Below are 16,729 nucleotides of genomic sequence, written 5' to 3'. Positions count from 1 at the left end.
GGTTGGTGCGCAGGGCCTGCTCGGTGGCATCGGAGCGAAATTGTTCCAGGCTGTCGAGCTTGGGATTGGTGTTGCTGCGGTCCAGGGTATCGGTCCCGGCCAGTGCGCTGGTGGCGGCAGGCTTTTTAGTACTCATCAGACGTAGACTCCTCGTTGCGATTCCCGTCGTGGTCAGGGCTCATTGGCATTGCCCGGGCTTTTTCGAGTTGCTTAATGAGTGACTGATGAGGCGCTGGCGCCGTTCCTTTTTTCTGACCTTTGATCGCGTTATTGCCAAATCGCTGGTTGAAAGCGAAATAAATGCTAAGAACCTCTATACGGACAGGCTAAAATGCGCGCCCGGCTAACCGCTGATCCTTTTCTAACGCGCCCCACAAGGTTCGCTACGTGATCGAGTTTCAAAACGTCCACAAAACTTACCGCGTCGCCGGTAAGGATATTCCCGCCCTGCATCCGACCAGTCTGACGATTGAGAACGGTCAGGTCTTTGGCCTGATCGGCCATTCCGGTGCGGGAAAAAGTACCCTGCTGCGCCTGATCAATCGCCTGGAAAACTCCAGTGGCGGCAAGATCATCGTCGATGGTGAAGAAGTCACGGCGCTGGATGCCAATGGCCTGCGACGTTTCCGTCAGCAGGTCGGGATGATTTTCCAGCACTTCAACTTGCTGGCGTCCAAGACCGTGGCCGACAACGTCGCGCTGCCGCTGACCCTCGCCGGTGAGCTGTCGCGTAGCGAAATCGACCAGCGTGTGGCGCAATTGCTGGCGCGGGTTGGCCTGGCCGACCATGCGAAAAAATACCCGGCGCAACTGTCCGGTGGTCAGAAGCAGCGTGTCGGCATCGCCCGCGCCCTGGCAACCAAGCCGAAAATTTTGCTGTGCGACGAAGCCACCAGTGCCCTCGACCCGCAGACCACGGCGTCGGTTTTGCAATTGCTGGCCGAGATCAATCGCGAGCTGAAGCTGACCATCGTCCTGATCACCCACGAGATGGATGTGATTCGTCGAGTCTGCGATCAGGTGGCGGTGATGGATGCCGGTGTGATCGTCGAGCAAGGTTCGGTGGCCGAAGTGTTCCTGCACCCCAAGCACCCGACCACCAAGCGCTTCGTCCAGGAAGACGAGCAGATCGACGAGAACGAACAGCGCGACGACTTCGCTCATGTGCCGGGCCGCATCGTGCGTCTGACCTTCCAGGGCGAAGCGACCTACGCACCATTGCTGGGTACCGTCGCCCGGGAAACGGGCGTGGACTACAGCATCCTGGCCGGTCGTATCGATCGCATCAAAGAGGTTCCCTACGGCCAATTGACCCTGGCCGTCACCGGTGGCGACATGGAAGCGGCGTTTGCTCACTTCACCGCAGCTGATGTCCATATGGAGGTGCTGCGCTGATGGAAGTCCTGATGAGTTTCTTTTCCAATATCGACTGGTACGAAATCTGGCTGGCCACCGGCGACACCCTGCTGATGCTTGGCGGTTCGCTGTTGTTCACCGTGCTGCTGGGGTTGCCGTTGGGCGTGCTGTTGTTCTTGTGCAGCCCGCGCCAGTTGCTGGAAGCCAAAGGCGTCTACGCGATGCTATCGCTGGTGGTGAACATTCTGCGTTCGCTGCCGTTCATCATTCTGCTGATCGTGATGATTCCGTTCACCGTATTGATTACCGGCACCTCCCTCGGTGTCGCCGGTGCGATCCCACCGCTGGTGGTGGGCGCCACGCCGTTCTTCGCGCGACTGGTGGAAACCGCCCTGCGTGAAGTGGATCGCGGCATCATCGAAGCGACCCAGGCCATGGGCGCGACGACCCGTCAGATCATCACCAACGCCTTGCTGCCGGAAGCCCGCCCGGGCATCTTCGCAGCGATTACGGTGACAGCGATTACACTGGTGTCCTACACAGCAATGGCCGGTGTGGTCGGCGCTGGCGGCTTGGGCGACCTGGCGATCCGTTTCGGTTACCAGCGTTTCCAGACCGACGTGATGGTGGTCACCGTGGTCTTGCTGCTGGTGCTGGTTCAAGTGCTGCAAACCGTCGGCGACAAGCTGGTGGTTCATTTCTCCCGCAAATAAACAGTTTTCGTCACTTAAGACATGAGCCGGCCATTCGCTGGCAGGCGCCGAAGACTGGCGCCTCACAAGGAGTTAGCTGAATGAAAAAACTACTCGTCGCATTCGCTGCCATTGCAGCCTTTTCCGCCCACGCTGCCGACACCTTGACCGTTGCGGCCACCCCGGTGCCCCACGCGGAAATCCTCGAGTTCGTTAAACCAGCCCTGGCCAAAGAAGGCGTGGACCTGAAAGTCAAAGTCTTCACCGACTACATCCAGCCGAACGTACAGGTGGCCGAGAAGCGTCTGGACGCCAACTTCTTCCAGCACCAACCGTACCTGGATGAGTTCAACAAGGCCAAGGGCACCAACCTCGTCAGCGTTGCCGGTGTGCACCTGGAGCCGCTGGGCGCTTACTCCAGCAAGTACAAGAAACTGGAAGAGCTGCCGGGCGGCGCCAACGTGGTGATCCCGAACGACGCCACCAACGGCGGCCGTGCGCTGTTGCTGCTGGAGAAGGCTGGCCTGATCAAGTTGAAGGATTCGAAAAATATCCTGTCGACCGTGAAGGACATCACCGAGAACACCAAGGATCTGAAATTCCGTGAACTGGAAGCCGCGACCATCCCCCGCGTGCTGACTCAGGTCGACCTGGCGCTGATCAACACCAACTACGCGCTGGAAGCCAAGCTCGATCCGTCCAAGGACGCGCTGGTCATCGAAGGCAGCGACTCGCCGTACGTGAACATCCTCGTTGCCCGTCCGGACGACAAGGACAGCGCGGCAATGCAGAAACTGGTTGCTGCCCTGCACAGCCCGGAAGTGAAAGCCTTCATTCTCGAGAAGTACAAAGGCGCGGTATTGCCGGCGTTCTGATCGGCTGACGTAAACGAAAAAGGGGCGCATTGAATTGAATGCGCCCCTTTTTTTGTCTGTTTGCCCCTTACTGTAGGAGCCAGGCTTGCCGGCGACGGCGCCCGTGAGAGCGCCTTCGCCGGCAAGCCTGGCTCCTACAAAGAGTGTGGTGCTTATTGACGGTTGAGCATCACCGGCAACTGCGCCACCAGTTTCTGGTTATTCAGCGGTGCACGAATGAACCCGCGTTGAGTCCCGTCCGGTCCGATCACCGCCAGGTTGCCGCTGTGGTCGACGGTGTAGTTCGGCTTGCTGGTGTCCGCCGGAATGAACGGAATGCTCACCGCGTTGGCCATTTTCTGAAGGTCTTCGACCGAGGCTGCGGTCAGCCCGATGAATTGCGGATCGAAGTAGCCCAGGTACTGCTTGAGTTGCTTGGGCGTATCGCGGTTAGGGTCGACGCTGACCAGGATGACCTGCAACTTGTTCACCGCATCCGCCGGCAGTTCACTCTTGATCTGCCGCAGCTGGGCGAGGGTGGTCGGGCAGATGTCCGGGCAGAAGGTGTAGCCGAAGAACAGCAAACTCCACTTGCCTTTCAGTTCGTTGACCGCCACTGGCTTGCCGTCCTGATCGGTCATCTTCACGTCCGGCAGATTACGGCTTTGGGGCAGCAGAATGATCCCTGCATCGATCAGCGCCGTCGGGTCTCCCTGGTTTTTCCCGGTCAGTACTTTATTGACGGTCAGGCCCAGGATCAGCGCGATCAGGGCAACGAGGATGAAGACGGTTTTCTGGGTTCGGGTCATAGGATCAGCAGTAAGTAGTGGTCTACGAGCAGCGCGATAAACAGCAGGAACAAGTAGTAGATAGAGTACTTGAACGTGTTGATCGCCGCGTGCGGTCGAGTGCCACGGTACAGCACCACGGCCCATTGCAGAAACCTTGCGCCCAGTAAGAGGGCACACATTAGGTAGAGCACGCCGCTCATGTGGATCACGTAGGGCATCAGGCTGACGGCCAGCAACGCAAAGGTATAGAGCAGGATGTGGACTTTGGTGTAGTGCTCGCCATGGGTCACCGGCAGCATCGGAATGTCAGCCTTGGCGTATTCTTCCTTGCGGTGAATCGCCAGCGCCCAGAAGTGCGGTGGGGTCCAGGCGAAGATGATCAGCACCAGCAACAATGGTTCGGCGCCGACATGACCGGTGGCGGCGGTCCAGCCGAGCAGTGGCGGGGCAGCTCCGGCGAGGCCGCCGATGACGATGTTCTGCGGCGTCGCGCGTTTCAGGAAACCGGTGTAGACCACGGCATAACCGAGCAAGGAGGCGAGGGTCAGCCACGCCGTCAACGGGTTGGTGAAAGTCAGTAGCAAGGCCTGGCCGAGCATCGCCAGTATCAGGGCGAAGGTCAGCGCGGCGGCTGGAGATACCCGGCCTTCGGCCAGGGGCCGTTTGTGGGTCCGGGCCATGACCGCGTCGATGCGCCGGTCCACCACATGATTGACCGCCGCGGCACCGCCGGCACACAGGGCGATCCCCAGATTGCCGAACACCAGCACCGTCCATGGCACCCCGGCGCGGGTCGCGAGGAACATGCCGACCAGCGAGGTGATGAGCATCAGCACCACCACTTTCGGCTTGGTCAGTTCCAAGTAGTCTCGCCAGATGGCCTGACTGTGACGTTCGCCGATCAGAGTCGCCATGGCATCTCTCCTTTTATTGTTATGGGCCCGGCCGAGTGCTTACGCAGGCGTAGACGCCAGCGCCGAGGGGGCTGATGCTTGACCCGAACCAGGCTGGTTCGCGCGTGATAATTGACCAGCACCATCGTCAGCAACAGCGCCGCACCGCCGGCGTTGTGGGCGACGGCCACCGGCAGCGGCAAGTGGAACACCACGTTGCTGATGCCCAGGGTGATTTGTGCGGCAAGGGCGATCAGCACCATGACGGCCAGGCGCGTCATGCCGACGACCTTCAGTTGCCAGGCCAGACCGAGCAGAACAAAGGTGACCAGTAATGCGCCGATGCGGTGAGTCAGGTGAATCGCGGTGCGGGCATCGCTGTCCAGCTGCCCGCCCAGATAATTCGGGCCGATGTGCTGGGTCAGGTGAAAACCGTTGGCGAAATCAGCCGGCGGCAGCCATTGGCCGTGGCAGGTTGGAAAGTCGATGCAGGCTACCGCCGCATAGTTGGAGCTGACCCAGCCACCGAGAGCAATTTGCAGGATCACCAACAGCAAGCCGGCGGTTGCCCAGTATTGCAAACGTCGAGGCACGGTCAGCGCCGGCAATACGCCGGACAGGCGCAAGGTCAGCAGAAACAACAGGCTCAAGGTCGCAAAACCACCGAGTAAATGTCCGGTGACCACTTGCGGCCAAAGCTTGAGCGTCACCGTCCACATGCCGAAAGCCGCTTGGCCAATGACCAACGCCAGCAGGAACAGCGGTAACTTCACCGGCTGCCCCGGATGATGACGATGGACCCAGGCGCGGCCCGCCAGCACCGCGATCAGCAGCCCCAGCGTGCCGGCGAAGTAGCGATGGACCATTTCGTTCCAGCCCTTGTGGGCTTCCACCGGAGTGTCTGGAAAATGCAGTTCGGCATGAGCCAATTGGGCTTCGCTTTGCGGCACGCTGATAAAACCGTAGCAGCCGGGCCAGTCCGGGCAGCCGAGGCCGGCGTGGGTCAGGCGTGTGTAAGCGCCGAGCAACACCACAATCAGTGCCAGCAAGGTGGCAAACAGCGCGAGGCGAAATCCAGGTTTGGCCATGACGATGCCCTTATCCGATGTTCGACAGTTTCAGCAGGTGGCGCAGGTCGTTGAGCAGATCCTTGCCCTTCACCGTCGGGTCGTAACGCAGCACCAGATTGCCGTGAGGGTCGATGATCCACAGGTGCGGCGTGTCATTGCTCTGTGCGCCTTTGATGTAGGACGGCAGGTCCAATGAATAGCGTTGTAACTGTGGGTACTCGCGTTGAAGTTTAGTCTCGTAATCGCTGTTCAGCGGCTGCGCGATGGCCAGCGCATGGCTGGCACGGGCAGCATCGCGACCGAGGCCGATCTGGATCTGCCGCGCCAGATAAACCAGCTGTTGGCAGTCCACCGAGCAGTCCTTGGGCGCCGTCACCAGCAACTGCCAGCGTTCTTCTTGCGCTTGTACGCCAATGTCGGCGCGAGTCTGGCCGTTGCCGATCAGCTCACCGTGATAACTGCGGCCTTCGGGTACCCAGAACTGCAATTTGTACATGCCGGTGGCGAGGATCATCGGACCGATCACCCCCAATAGGATCAGCAGCAACTGCAAGCGTCCGCGCCGCCGATTCACCGGTGTTTTCGCCTCAGACATGCCGGGTGGATTCATGGCCACTCCCATTATTGTTCTCCTTTGCGTTGTGCCAGCCGAGATAGAGATAAAGGCCGAACAGCGCGATCGCCAGGGCGAACCACTGCACGGCGTAAGCCAGGTGCTTTTCCGGCCCCATGGCCACCACCGGCCAATCGGCGCGGTAGGTCGCAGGGCCACTTTGCGCGCGTAATTCGTAGGCGAAACCGTCACGTTCAAGCGCCGTCCACAACCTGGCCGGTTCAACGGCGGTGATCAGTTGTGGCCAGGTCGTGGTGTTGGGGTCGGCGTGCAACTGGAACGTTGCGCCGGGGGAGACGTAGACCCAGGCGTCGAGGCTCAACACCTGAGTCGGTGTGGTGAATGACGGCGGGGTACGCCGATCCGGCCACGGCAGCCAGCCGCGATTGACCAGCAACCAGAGCCCGGTGGCCTGATCCTGAAATGGTTGCAACAGCTCGACCCCGACCTTGCCGTCACGCTGCCGGTTATCCAGCAGCAGGCTGTGTTCGGCATCGAACTGGCCGTGCAGGCGAACCCGGCGAAAGGCCGGATCTTCGGTGTGTTGCAGTTCGGTGCTGGCCATCGGTTCGGCCGCCCGGCGCTCAGCGTAATTTTGCAGCAGCGCGCTTTTCTCCGCGCCCCGGCTCAACTGCCAGAAGCCGAGTGACACCAGCAAGGGCAGCAGCACCGCGACCACCAGAGTCGGCACGAGGCCCAGCCGGAAGCGCTTCATGGCGTCGCCAGAAAGTCGGTCATCGCGATAGCTATACTCACATGCATCGCCTGTCCCCCGGAGTGTCACCATGCTCAAAGCAGCCATCGTCCTGATGCTGATTGCCACGGTTGTCAGCCTGTTCAGCGGCCTGTTTTTTCTGGTCAAGGACGACAGCAGCTCGAATCGCCTGGTCATCGCCTTGAGTATTCGTGTTGCGCTGGCCGCCATCACTGTCGGCTTGATCGCCTGGGGTTTTTTCAGCGGCCAGTTGGTGTCTCACGTGCCTTGGTAGTCATGAGTGCCAGGCTCAAAGTACGTAGACGAAAACGAACAACCCGATCCACACCACATCCACAAAGTGCCAATACCAGGTCGCCGCCTCGAAGCCGAAATGGTGGTCTGCATTGAAGTGCCCGCGCATGATGCGCATCAGCATCACGAACAGAATGATGGTGCCGATGGTCACGTGGGCACCGTGGAAACCGGTGAGCATGAAGAACGTTGCGCCGTAGATGCCGGAACCGAGGGTCAAGCCCAGCTCGTGGTAGGCGTGCAGGTATTCTTTGGCTTGAAAGCCCAGGAAGCCGCAACCGAGCAACACGGTCAGCGCCAGCCAGATTTTCAGCGCCCCGCGATGGCCTTTCTTCAAGGCGTGGTGAGCGATGGTCACGGTGACGCTGGAACTCACCAGCAGTACGGTGTTGAGCAGCGGCAGACCCCAGGGGCTGATGACTTCCTTGGGGGGAGGAAAGAGTTTCGAGTCCGGGTTGTTCAGCAGCGGCCAGGTGAACTCGAACGTCGGCCACAGCATGTGGGCGATGCCTTTGGTGCCTTCACCACCCAGTGCCGGGCCCGCGATGTTGCGCACATAAAACAGCGCACCGAAAAAGGCCAGGAAGAACATCACCTCCGAGAAAATGAACCAGCTCATGCCCCAGCGGAACGAGCGGTCGAGTTGCGGGCTGTACAACCCCGCGCGACTCTCCTTGACCACCGTCCCGAACCAGCCGAACAGCATGTAGGCCAGCAGCAGTCCGCCGACGAAAAAGATCAGCGGGCCATGGGATTCCGGCCGCGCAGCCTTCAGGTCGTTGAACCAGGTGCCCAGGCCGAACACCGTGACCAGCATGCCGATCGTGGCGATGATCGGCCATTTGCTCTGGGCTGGAACGTAATAATGTTCATGAGTTGCCATTTATTGTTCTCCTTATCGGGCACGCTTTAACGCCTAGCCACCTGTGCTTGCTGCAACAGCCACGGGCGGATGACGTGCGGTGATATCGAACAGCGTGTAGGACAGCGTCAGGTGCTTCACATCCTTGGGCATGTCGCGGTCAACGATGAACCGTACTGGCATCTCGATGCGTTGACCGGGCTGCAGCACTTGCTGGGTAAAGCAGAAACATTCGGTCTTGTGGAAGTACGCCGCGGCTGCACTCGGCGCGATACTCGGCACCGCCTGGGCGCTCATCGGCCGGTCGGTGGGGTTGTGGGCGATAAAAATCATCTCGTTCACCGCCCCGGGGTGCGCGGTCAGCTCATCCGTCTTGGGATAGAAATCCCAGGGCATGTCAGCAGCGTTGGTCGACAGAAACTGCACGCGAACCTGCCGCGAGGCGTCGACCGTTTGCTCGCCTTCATACTGCCCGGCGGTTTTGCCATTGATGCCGAATGCCTTGCACATCACGTCGTAGATCGGCACCAGGGCAAAGCCGAAGACAAACATCGCCGCCACCACCAGCAACAGGCGGGTGACCAGCTTCTTCATCGAGATCGAGTCAGCCATTATTTCCAGCCTCTACGCCATATCCTGTAGGAGCTGGCTTGCCAGCGAAGGCGGAGTGTCTGACACACCGCGCTGCGTTCATCGCCAGCAAGCCGGCTCCTACAGGACCGAGGCGTTTCATTTCACTTCCGGCGGTGTGGTGAAGGTGTGATACGGCGCGGGCGATGGAATGCTCCATTCCAGGCCTTCGGCACCATCCCACGGCTTGGCCGGTGCCGGCTCGCCGCCGCGAATGGTCTTGATCACGATGAACAGGAAGAAGATCTGCGTGGCACCAAACATGAACGCGCCGATCGACGACACCATGTTGAAGTCGGCGAATTGCAGGTTGTAGTCCGGAATCCGCCGCGGCATGCCCGCCAGGCCCACGAAGTGCATCGGGAAGAACGCCATGTTCATGCCGATGAAAGACAGCCAGAAGTGCAGCTTGCCGAGGGTTTCGTCGTACATGTGGCCGGTCCATTTCGGCAGCCAGAAGTAAGCCGAGGCGAAGATCCCGAAGATCGCCCCCGGCACCAGCACGTAATGGAAGTGCGCGACCACGAAGTAGGTGTCCTGGTACTGGAAGTCTGCCGGGGCGATGGCCAGCATCAGCCCGGAGAATCCGCCAATGGAGAACAGGATCACGAACGCCACGGCGAACAGCATCGGCGTCTCGAAGGTCAGCGAGCCTTGCCACATGGTGCTGGCCCAGTTGAACACCTTCACGCCGGTCGGCACTGCGATCAGCAGCGTGGCGTACATGAAGAACAACTCGCCCACCAGCGGAATGCCGACCACGAACATGTGGTGCGCCCAGACGATGAATGACAGGAACGCAATACTGGCCGTGGCATAGACCATCGAGGTGTAGCCAAACAGCGGCTTGCGCGAGAACGCCGGAATGATCGAGCTGACGGCACCGAAGGCCGGCAGGATCATGATGTACACCTCGGGGTGACCGAAGAACCAGAACACGTGCTGGAACAGCACCGGATCACCGCCACCGGCGGCACTGAAGAAACTGGTGCCGAAGTGGATGTCCATCAGCATCATGGTTACGCAGCCGGCCAGTACCGGCATCACCGCGATCAGCAGGAACGCGGTGATCAGCCAGGTCCAGACGAACAGCGGCATTTTCATCAACGTCATGCCGGGGGCGCGCAGGTTGAGGATGGTCGCGATCACGTTGATTGCGCCCATGATCGAACTGATCCCCATCAAGTGGATGGCGAAGATGAAGAACGTCACGCTTTCCGGCGCGTAGGTGGTCGACAGCGGTGCGTAGAAGGTCCAGCCGAAGTTCGGCCCGCCACCGGGGGTGAACAGGGTCGATACCAGCAGAATGAACGCGGCCGGCAACAGCCAGAAGCTGAAGTTGTTCATTCGCGGCAGGGCCATGTCCGGCGCGCCGATCATCAACGGGATCATCCAGTTGGCGAGGCCGACGAAGGCCGGCATCACCGCGCCGAAGACCATCACCAGACCGTGCATGGTGGTCATCTGGTTGAAGAACGCCGGTTCGACGATTTGCAGTCCCGGCTGGAACAGCTCGGCACGGATCACCATGGCGAACGAGCCGCCCAGCAGGAACATAGTGAATGCAAACCACAGGTACAGCGTGCCGATATCCTTGTGGTTGGTGGTCAACACCCAGCGCATCAGGCCTTTGGCGGGGCCGTGGGCGTGGGCGGTATCGGTATGAACATGGTCATCGACTACAACAGTCATGTCCTGTCTCCTGCAAACGGCTGGGCTGGGCGAACCGGGACGTCATGCCCCGACCGATTCCTTGAGTACGCAATAGACCGGGTCATTTGCTTTCCGCCTGTTTCAGCTCCAGCACTTCTTTAGGGGTGACCATGTCGCCTTTGTTGTTGCCCCAGGCGTTACGTTCGTAGGTCACGACCGCCGCGATATCGACTTCCGAGAGCTGCTTGCCGAACGCCGCCATCGCGGTGCCGGGCTTGCCATGGAAGACCAGGCTCAGGTGAGCCTCTTTCGGCCCGGTGGCGATTTTCGAGCCCTTGAGTGCCGGGAACATCGGCGGCAGGCCCTGGCCTTCGGCCTGGTGACAGGCCACGCAAGTGGTGTGATAAATCTTGTCGCCGCGCTCCTTGAGCTCGTCGAGGGTCCATTCCTTGCTGGTCAGCTCTTTGAGTTGCGCGGCTTCCGCCTTGCGCTCGCCCAGCCATTTTTCGTAGTCGGCCTTTTCCTTGACCTCGACCACGATCGGCATGAAGCCGTGGTCCTTGCCGCACAGCTCGGCGCACTGGCCACGGTAGATGCCGGGCTTGTCGACACGGGTCCAGGATTCATTGACGAAGCCCGGAATCGCATCGCGCTTGACTGCGAAGGCCGGCACCCACCAAGAGTGGATGACGTCGGCGGAGGTCACCAGAAAACGCACCTTGGCACCGATCGGCAGCACCAGTGGCTTGTCGACCTCCAGCAGGTAATGCTCGCCCTTGGCTTCCTTGTTGTGGATCTGATCGGCGGGGGTAGTCAGGTTGCTGAAAAATTCGACGTCCTGACCCAGGTATTTGTAATGCCACTTCCACTGATAGCCGGTGACCTGGATATCGATATCCGGCTCCGTGTTGTCGTACATCTTGATCAGTGTGGCGGTTGCGGGGACCGCCATGGCTACCAGGATAAGCAGGGGGACGATGGTCCAGAGGATTTCAACGGTGGTGCTTTCATGAAATTTTGCGGCCACCTGCCCGGTCGAGCGGCGGTGGATCATCATCGACCAGAACATGGCGCCGAAGACGATGATGCCGATCACCACACAAATCCAGAAAATGGTCATGTGCAGATCGAATACTGCGTGACTGATCTCAGTCGCTCCAGGCGCCATATTGACAGTCCAGGCCGCTTGCGCCTGACTGAAAATCGACCACAACAGGAGGCCCATCCAGACATGTGGATGTCGCATCATTGCGGGTTCCCCTTATCGTTCTTGTTATCCCGTAGGCGTAACGCCTGCGGCAAGGGAGCGGCATTTTCAGACCACGAACTTGAATCGCCGAGCCTTGCTGCGTATGCAGTCGGGTGTCATCAGCTAACTCCATTCAGAACCGAGTATAGACAGCGACTGCCACCTCGCAACGCGATGGGGTAAATCAGCTGAAACAGGTTGGACTTGCGTTCCAGGTCACGAATGGAGAAGGATGCAGACGAGTGGTGGCAAATCGATATAACTTCGATGTCTCAAGGATGAAATAATTATGACAAATGCGTCTTAGCCTTTTTCCTGAGCCAGCTAAGTTATGTCTTCCCTATTTCATTGCCTTTGTTTCCTGGAGTTTTCATGAACACCGCCGCATTGCGCGAGCAGATCCAACAAGCCCAACAACACGAGGCCGAGACCGGCCTGCTGACTCGTCAGCTGGAAACCCAACTGCCGCACCTTCACTCCGCCATCCAATTGCCGGATGTCGACGCTAACGGCGTGATGACGCGTTTTGTGGCCGCGTATATAGAACAAGTGCCAGACCTGCTGGATGCAGCCAATGAAGTCGCCAGGGAAGCGGGCATCGAATCGCAGATCAAGCCGGTGCTGACAATCGCCGAGCAGTTCTTCCTCCAACCGCCGGCGATCATGGCCGGTCACGTTGGCCTGGACAGCCTGCTGGACGAAGCTTATCTGGCGCACCGCCTGGTCGAAGAGGTCAACGACCTGTACATCAAGCATTTTGGTCAGCCATTGATCCCCTTGGACATGACTGTCGCCAACCTGATTGCCCACCAATTGATTGGCGAGGAATTTGCCAACCAACTGGATGAGGCGGTGCATCACGCCGTGGACGAGATGCTTGACGATGAAAGTTTCGCGCTGGAGTCGGTGGAGGCCTACCGCGAGAAACTCAACAGCCCGGACACCGGCGCCGCGTGGAAGCGCTGGCCGTGCCTGTCGCGCCAATTGGGCGTGGAGCTGGAGCTGGATCAACCAGCCGCGTAAGTCTATGCAACCCTGTAGGAGGCTTGCCCGCGAAGGCGTCCCCAAGTACGCCAAAAGCTTCGCGGGCAAGTCGGATCGCCGCACCGCTCGCTCCTACAGGGGGGCTTCAACCGGCCGTTGAGCCTACCCCGGTGGTGGTCCGCAACCGCCCTTCAAGCCTGCGCTTCAACCCCCGCGCTTCAATCACCAACTTCGAACCCTTGGCCGCATTGGCCCGGCCCCACTCCTCCAGCAACTCAAGGCACGAGTGATCGATGTAGCTCAGGTTATTGAGCGGCACATGCACCGTCGCGCCAGCGGGAATGCTCCCCAGCACCTGGGTCAACGCCGGCACCTTGAGGAAAGTCGCCGCCCCCACCAGACGCAGTTCCATCTCGCCGTCCGCCGGTAGATCGATCAGGCTGATTTTCAGGCGCGAAGCCTTCCAGGCCAGTTTGGCCAGCGTCAGGCCAAAGCCGATCAGCACGCCCGTCAGCAGGTCGGTGAAGATGATTGCCAGTGCAGTCGCCGCATAGGTGAACATCGGCATCCGGCCATAACGGCCCAGGCCGCGAAAGGCTTTGAGGTCCACCAGTTTGAAACCGGTGTAAACCAGCACGCCCGCCAGGCTCGCCACCGGAATGCTTTGCAGCACGCTCGATAGCAGCAACACGAAAGCCAGCAACCACAGGCCATGGAACACCGTCGACAGGCGGGTGGTGGCGCCGGCTTGAACGTTGGCCGAGCTGCGCACGATTACCCCGGTCATCGGCAGCGCGCCGAGCAGGCCACACAACATGTTGCCCACACCTTGTGCCGACAATTCGCGGTCGAAGTCCGAGCGTTGACCACTGTGCATGCGATCCACGGCGGCGGCCGAGAGCAGGGTTTCGGCGCTGGCGATAAAGGCCACGGCGAAGGCGGCGATCAGCAGGGTTGGGTCAGCCAGGTTGAGCAGATCCGCCGGGCGTAGCCAATCGATGGCCTCCGCCAGGTTAGCCGGGACCTCCACACGTTTGACCTGCAAGGCGAGCGCCAGGCTGGCGATCGTTGCTAGACCGACCCCGAGCAATGCGCCGGGAACGAAACGCAGGGAATGCGGGCGGAATTTTTCCCACAGCCACATCACGGCAATGGTCGACAGCCCGAGCAAACCCGCTTGCCAGCCAAACGAAGGCAAAGCCTGAATCACTGCAGTAGGAAAGGCCGCCAGGTTATCCAGCCCTGAGGGCTTGGGCACGGCATCGAGCATTACGTGCACCTGCGACAGCACGATCAACACGCCGATGCCGGCGAGCATGCCGTACACCACAGCCGGCGCCGTGACCCGAAACCAGCAACCCAGTTTCAAACGCCCGGCTACCAATTGCAGAAAACCCGCCAGTAGCAGGATCGGCCCGAGCATGGCGATACCATGCTGGCGCACCAGTTCGAACACCAATACCGCCAGGCCTGCCGCCGGACCGCTGACTTGCAACGGTGAACCGGCAAGCCAGCCAACTACCAGCCCACCGATGATGCCGGTGATCAGGCCTTTGGCCGGTGGCAGCCCGGAGGCGATGGCGATGCCCATGCACAAAGGCAGGGCAACCAGAAACACAACCACCGAAGCCAGCAGCTCCCGTGGCAGAACAGCTTTTAATTGAGCGGCACGCATGGTGACTCTCCCGAAGTTTTCTTCAGGCATGGCAAAGCCGGGCTGCCTGATCAGCAGCCTCGGCTAAACCACACAGGGATCTGTTGACCTGTCTCGCAAACGTTATTGTGAGACAGGCTACGAAGAGGATTTAGAAGCGCGCTTTGGGCGTCGCCACCGGAATCGGATGGCTGCCATCGAGCGGCAGGAAACAACCCTGATCCGCGTCGTAAGCCTGGATTTCGCTGGTTTCGATGTTGTACACCCAACCATGGATAAACAGCTGACCGTTGGCCATGCGCGAGGCCACCGACGGGTGCGTGCGCAAATGTTGCAACTGAGCGATCACATTCTCTTCGGTAAGGATGTGCATGCTCTCGCTTTCATTCGAGCAATGGCAGTTGTCCTGAACCATGGTTTTCGCCACTTCCGCATGGCGCAGCCAGGCTTTGACCGTCGGCATCTTTTCCAGGCTCTGCGGGTTGAGTACTGCGCGCATGGCGCCACAGTCGGAGTGGCCGCAGATGATGATGTGCTGCACGCCAAGCGCCAGCACTGCGTATTCGATGGCTGTGGAAACACCACCGTTCATTTGCCCATAAGGCGGCACGACGTTGCCGACGTTACGGGTGACGAACAGGTCGCCGGGGGCGCTTTGGGTGATCAGCTCGGGAACAATGCGCGAATCGGCGCACGCGATGAACATCGCCCGAGGCCGCTGGGCCGTGGCGAGTTTTTTGAAGAGTTCTTCCTGCTGCGGAAAGATCTCGTGATGAAAATGCAAAAAGCCGTCAACGATATGCTGCAGCGCTGCATCGGCGGTTTCCGCCTCGGGTTGGGCTGAAGCCGACGCAGCCAAAGGCTGTTTATCCTTGTCACTCATGATTCATCCTCTTTGGCGGAGTCAGGGAATTTCCCGTTTTGTCCGATGTGAAGCCAGTGGCTGTATAAAAAACGTCCAGGTCGAAAAACAGACCCGTCAGTCACTCGATGAACAAGGTAGCGGCTGAAGCTTAACTCAAACTGAATCAAGCGCTCTAGAACGTGCGTTCCAGGTCATAAGAAATATGACCAGCTTGAACACGACGTGCTTTTTTCACTACTCCACCATAGGTCCGATTGTCCTTAAATCAATGACATCTGGCGACCCGGCGGACAAAAGGCTTTGCAGTCCAGATCGAAACCTTCCCGACGGTTGAGCCCCAGGCGCTTGATGGTTTTGGCAAAACGCTGCGCCAGCAGATCGGCAAACGGTCCTTCACCGCGCATACGGGCGCCAAACCGACTGTCGTAAAGCTCCCCACCACGGCTCTGGCGGATCAGGCTCAACACATGAGCTGCACGTTGAGGATAGTGGGCGGCCAGCCACTCTTCGAACAGCGGCGCCACTTCCAGCGGCAGGCGCAACATCATGTAAGCCGCAGTTTGCGCTCCGGCCGCATGGGCTTCAGTCAGCAGGCTTTCGAGTTCGCTGTCGTTGATCATCGGAATCATCGGTGAACACAAGACACCCACCGGAATCCCCGCTTCACGCATTACCCGGATCGCCCGCAGTCGTGCCTTGGGCGCGGCCGTACGAGGTTCGAGGATGCGTTTGAGCTCATCGTCCAGAGTGGTGAGGCTGATCATTACCGCCACCAGTCGTTGTTCGGCGAGTTCGGCCAGCAAGTCCAGGTCGCGCAGAATCAGCGAGCCCTTGGTGATGATGGTCACCGGATGGCGGTAGCGCAGCAGCACCTCAAGGATCTTGCGGGTGATTCTGTGTTCACGCTCGATCGGCTGATAAGGATCGGTGTTGGAGCCCAGGTTGATCGGCGCGCATTGATAGCCGCGTTTGGACAGTTGTTCTTCCAGCACATCGGCGGCGTTGGTCTTGGCGATCAGTCTGGTTTCGAAATCCAGACCCGGCGACATGTCCCAATAAGCGTGGCTTGGCCGCGCGTAGCAATAGATACAGCCATGCTCGCAGCCACGATAGGGATTGATCGAGCGGTCGAAGGGCAAGTCCGGCGAGTTGTTGCGGGTAATGATGGTCTTCGCCGTCTCGATGCGCACCTCGGTGCCTTGGGTGATTGGCGCTTCCTGATACCAGCCGTCATCCTCGGCCACCGAACGGTTCGGTGCGAAACGGTTGTGAGGGTTGGTGGCGGTGCCGCGACCGCGGGGTGGCAGAGGCGTGTTCATCGATAAAAACCCATTGGCTGTATGTGCATACAGTATCAAGGGGGAAAGCGACAAACCAGTGCCGTTCGGCGAGTGAACATCGGAGATTATATAAAGGAACTAACAAGACAAGTTTATGGATCAAGCGCATCGCGCAACCGTCATCACCGGAAATATATATAAAGTAGCGCAATTACAAAGGCTATCAGTACTATCCTCGCCACACGAAGTTGTCGTGGATTATTAATTAAAAGGA

Annotated in this window: 17 protein-coding genes; 5 read left to right on the top strand and 12 right to left on the bottom strand. The window is 59.5% G+C overall.

Features of this window, described 5'->3' with window-relative positions; genetic code table 11:
• The first annotated feature begins 387 nt into the window (after positions 1-387).
• From AC1DIS_RS22010 to AC1DIS_RS22000, 3 genes are all read left to right on the top strand, one after another.
• Positions 388-1,395, top strand: a complete 1,008-nt coding sequence (locus AC1DIS_RS22010) for a methionine ABC transporter ATP-binding protein (RefSeq protein ID WP_007940716.1) — start codon at positions 388-390, stop codon at positions 1,393-1,395.
• Positions 1,395-2,069 (top strand): methionine ABC transporter permease, encoded by a 675-nt coding sequence (locus tag AC1DIS_RS22005; protein ID WP_018927268.1) that lies wholly within the window; start codon positions 1,395-1,397, stop codon positions 2,067-2,069. The genes AC1DIS_RS22010 and AC1DIS_RS22005 overlap by 1 nt, the downstream gene beginning before the upstream one ends.
• A gap of 80 nt (positions 2,070-2,149) precedes the next feature.
• Positions 2,150-2,923, top strand: coding sequence for a MetQ/NlpA family ABC transporter substrate-binding protein (locus tag AC1DIS_RS22000; RefSeq protein ID WP_018927267.1), 774 nt, complete (start codon positions 2,150-2,152; stop codon positions 2,921-2,923).
• 152 nt (positions 2,924-3,075) lie between these two features.
• On the opposite strand, the gene AC1DIS_RS21995 is transcribed toward AC1DIS_RS22000, so the two are convergent.
• The 5 genes from AC1DIS_RS21995 to AC1DIS_RS21975 are packed head-to-tail and all read right to left on the bottom strand — an operon-like array spanning position 3,076 to position 6,984.
• Positions 3,076-3,711, bottom strand: a complete 636-nt coding sequence (locus AC1DIS_RS21995) for an SCO family protein (RefSeq protein WP_018927266.1) — start codon at positions 3,709-3,711, stop codon at positions 3,076-3,078.
• Positions 3,708-4,607 (bottom strand): heme o synthase, encoded by a 900-nt coding sequence (gene cyoE / locus AC1DIS_RS21990; protein WP_018927265.1) that lies wholly within the window; start codon positions 4,605-4,607, stop codon positions 3,708-3,710. Before cyoE ends, AC1DIS_RS21995 begins: the two co-directional genes overlap by 4 nt.
• Positions 4,595-5,674, bottom strand: coding sequence for a COX15/CtaA family protein (locus tag AC1DIS_RS21985; protein ID WP_018927264.1), 1,080 nt, complete (start codon positions 5,672-5,674; stop codon positions 4,595-4,597). Before AC1DIS_RS21985 ends, cyoE begins: the two co-directional genes overlap by 13 nt.
• 10 nt (positions 5,675-5,684) lie before the next feature.
• Entirely contained in the window at positions 5,685-6,278 is a 594-nt protein-coding gene (locus AC1DIS_RS21980) for a hypothetical protein (protein WP_026286508.1), read from the bottom strand.
• A complete protein-coding gene (locus AC1DIS_RS21975) occupies positions 6,244-6,984 on the bottom strand; it encodes an SURF1 family protein (RefSeq protein WP_111453136.1) in 741 nt (246 codons plus the stop codon). The genes AC1DIS_RS21980 and AC1DIS_RS21975 overlap by 35 nt, the downstream gene beginning before the upstream one ends.
• 70 nt (positions 6,985-7,054) lie before the next feature.
• Here AC1DIS_RS21975 and AC1DIS_RS21970 point away from each other — a divergent pair, with 70 nt between their 5' ends.
• The gene (locus AC1DIS_RS21970) at positions 7,055-7,258 is read left to right on the top strand and encodes a twin transmembrane helix small protein (protein WP_018927261.1); all 204 of its coding nucleotides are present in this window, start codon (positions 7,055-7,057) and stop codon (positions 7,256-7,258) included.
• A gap of 15 nt (positions 7,259-7,273) precedes the next feature.
• Here the strand turns inward: AC1DIS_RS21970 and AC1DIS_RS21965 are convergent, their stop codons facing one another.
• The 4 genes from AC1DIS_RS21965 to coxB form a co-directional block, all read right to left on the bottom strand.
• Positions 7,274-8,161, bottom strand: a complete 888-nt coding sequence (locus AC1DIS_RS21965; protein WP_018927260.1) for a cytochrome c oxidase subunit 3 — start codon at positions 8,159-8,161, stop codon at positions 7,274-7,276.
• Positions 8,162-8,194: 33 nt separating this feature from the next.
• A complete protein-coding gene (locus AC1DIS_RS21960) occupies positions 8,195-8,752 on the bottom strand; it encodes a cytochrome c oxidase assembly protein (RefSeq protein WP_018927259.1) in 558 nt (185 codons plus the stop codon).
• 117 nt (positions 8,753-8,869) lie between these two features.
• On the bottom strand, positions 8,870-10,462 hold the full coding sequence (gene ctaD, locus AC1DIS_RS21955; protein WP_064615680.1) for a cytochrome c oxidase subunit I: 1,593 nt from the start codon (positions 10,460-10,462) through the stop codon (positions 8,870-8,872).
• Between the two features lie 82 nt (positions 10,463-10,544).
• The gene (gene coxB, locus AC1DIS_RS21950) at positions 10,545-11,672 is read right to left on the bottom strand and encodes a cytochrome c oxidase subunit II (RefSeq protein WP_019580289.1); all 1,128 of its coding nucleotides are present in this window, start codon (positions 11,670-11,672) and stop codon (positions 10,545-10,547) included.
• Between the two features lie 372 nt (positions 11,673-12,044).
• Here coxB and AC1DIS_RS21945 point away from each other — a divergent pair, with 372 nt between their 5' ends.
• A complete protein-coding gene (locus AC1DIS_RS21945; RefSeq protein ID WP_018927256.1) occupies positions 12,045-12,695 on the top strand; it encodes a hypothetical protein in 651 nt (216 codons plus the stop codon).
• Between the two features lie 106 nt (positions 12,696-12,801).
• On the opposite strand, the gene AC1DIS_RS21940 is transcribed toward AC1DIS_RS21945, so the two are convergent.
• The 3 genes from AC1DIS_RS21940 to AC1DIS_RS21930 all read right to left on the bottom strand — a co-directional run bounded on the left by AC1DIS_RS21940 (position 12,802) and on the right by AC1DIS_RS21930 (position 16,494).
• Positions 12,802-14,331, bottom strand: a complete 1,530-nt coding sequence (locus tag AC1DIS_RS21940) for a SulP family inorganic anion transporter (protein WP_018927255.1) — start codon at positions 14,329-14,331, stop codon at positions 12,802-12,804.
• Positions 14,332-14,461: 130 nt separating this feature from the next.
• Positions 14,462-15,193, bottom strand: coding sequence for a carbonic anhydrase (locus AC1DIS_RS21935; RefSeq protein WP_018927254.1), 732 nt, complete (start codon positions 15,191-15,193; stop codon positions 14,462-14,464).
• Positions 15,194-15,435: 242 nt separating this feature from the next.
• A complete protein-coding gene (locus tag AC1DIS_RS21930; RefSeq protein ID WP_064615687.1) occupies positions 15,436-16,494 on the bottom strand; it encodes a PA0069 family radical SAM protein in 1,059 nt (352 codons plus the stop codon).
• Positions 16,495-16,729 lie beyond the last annotated feature (235 nt).

The organism is Pseudomonas sp. 05N433 (assembly GCF_056396925.1).
The sequence above is the reverse complement of the archived record's forward strand: the minus strand, read 5'-3'. Positions and strand labels throughout refer to the sequence as shown.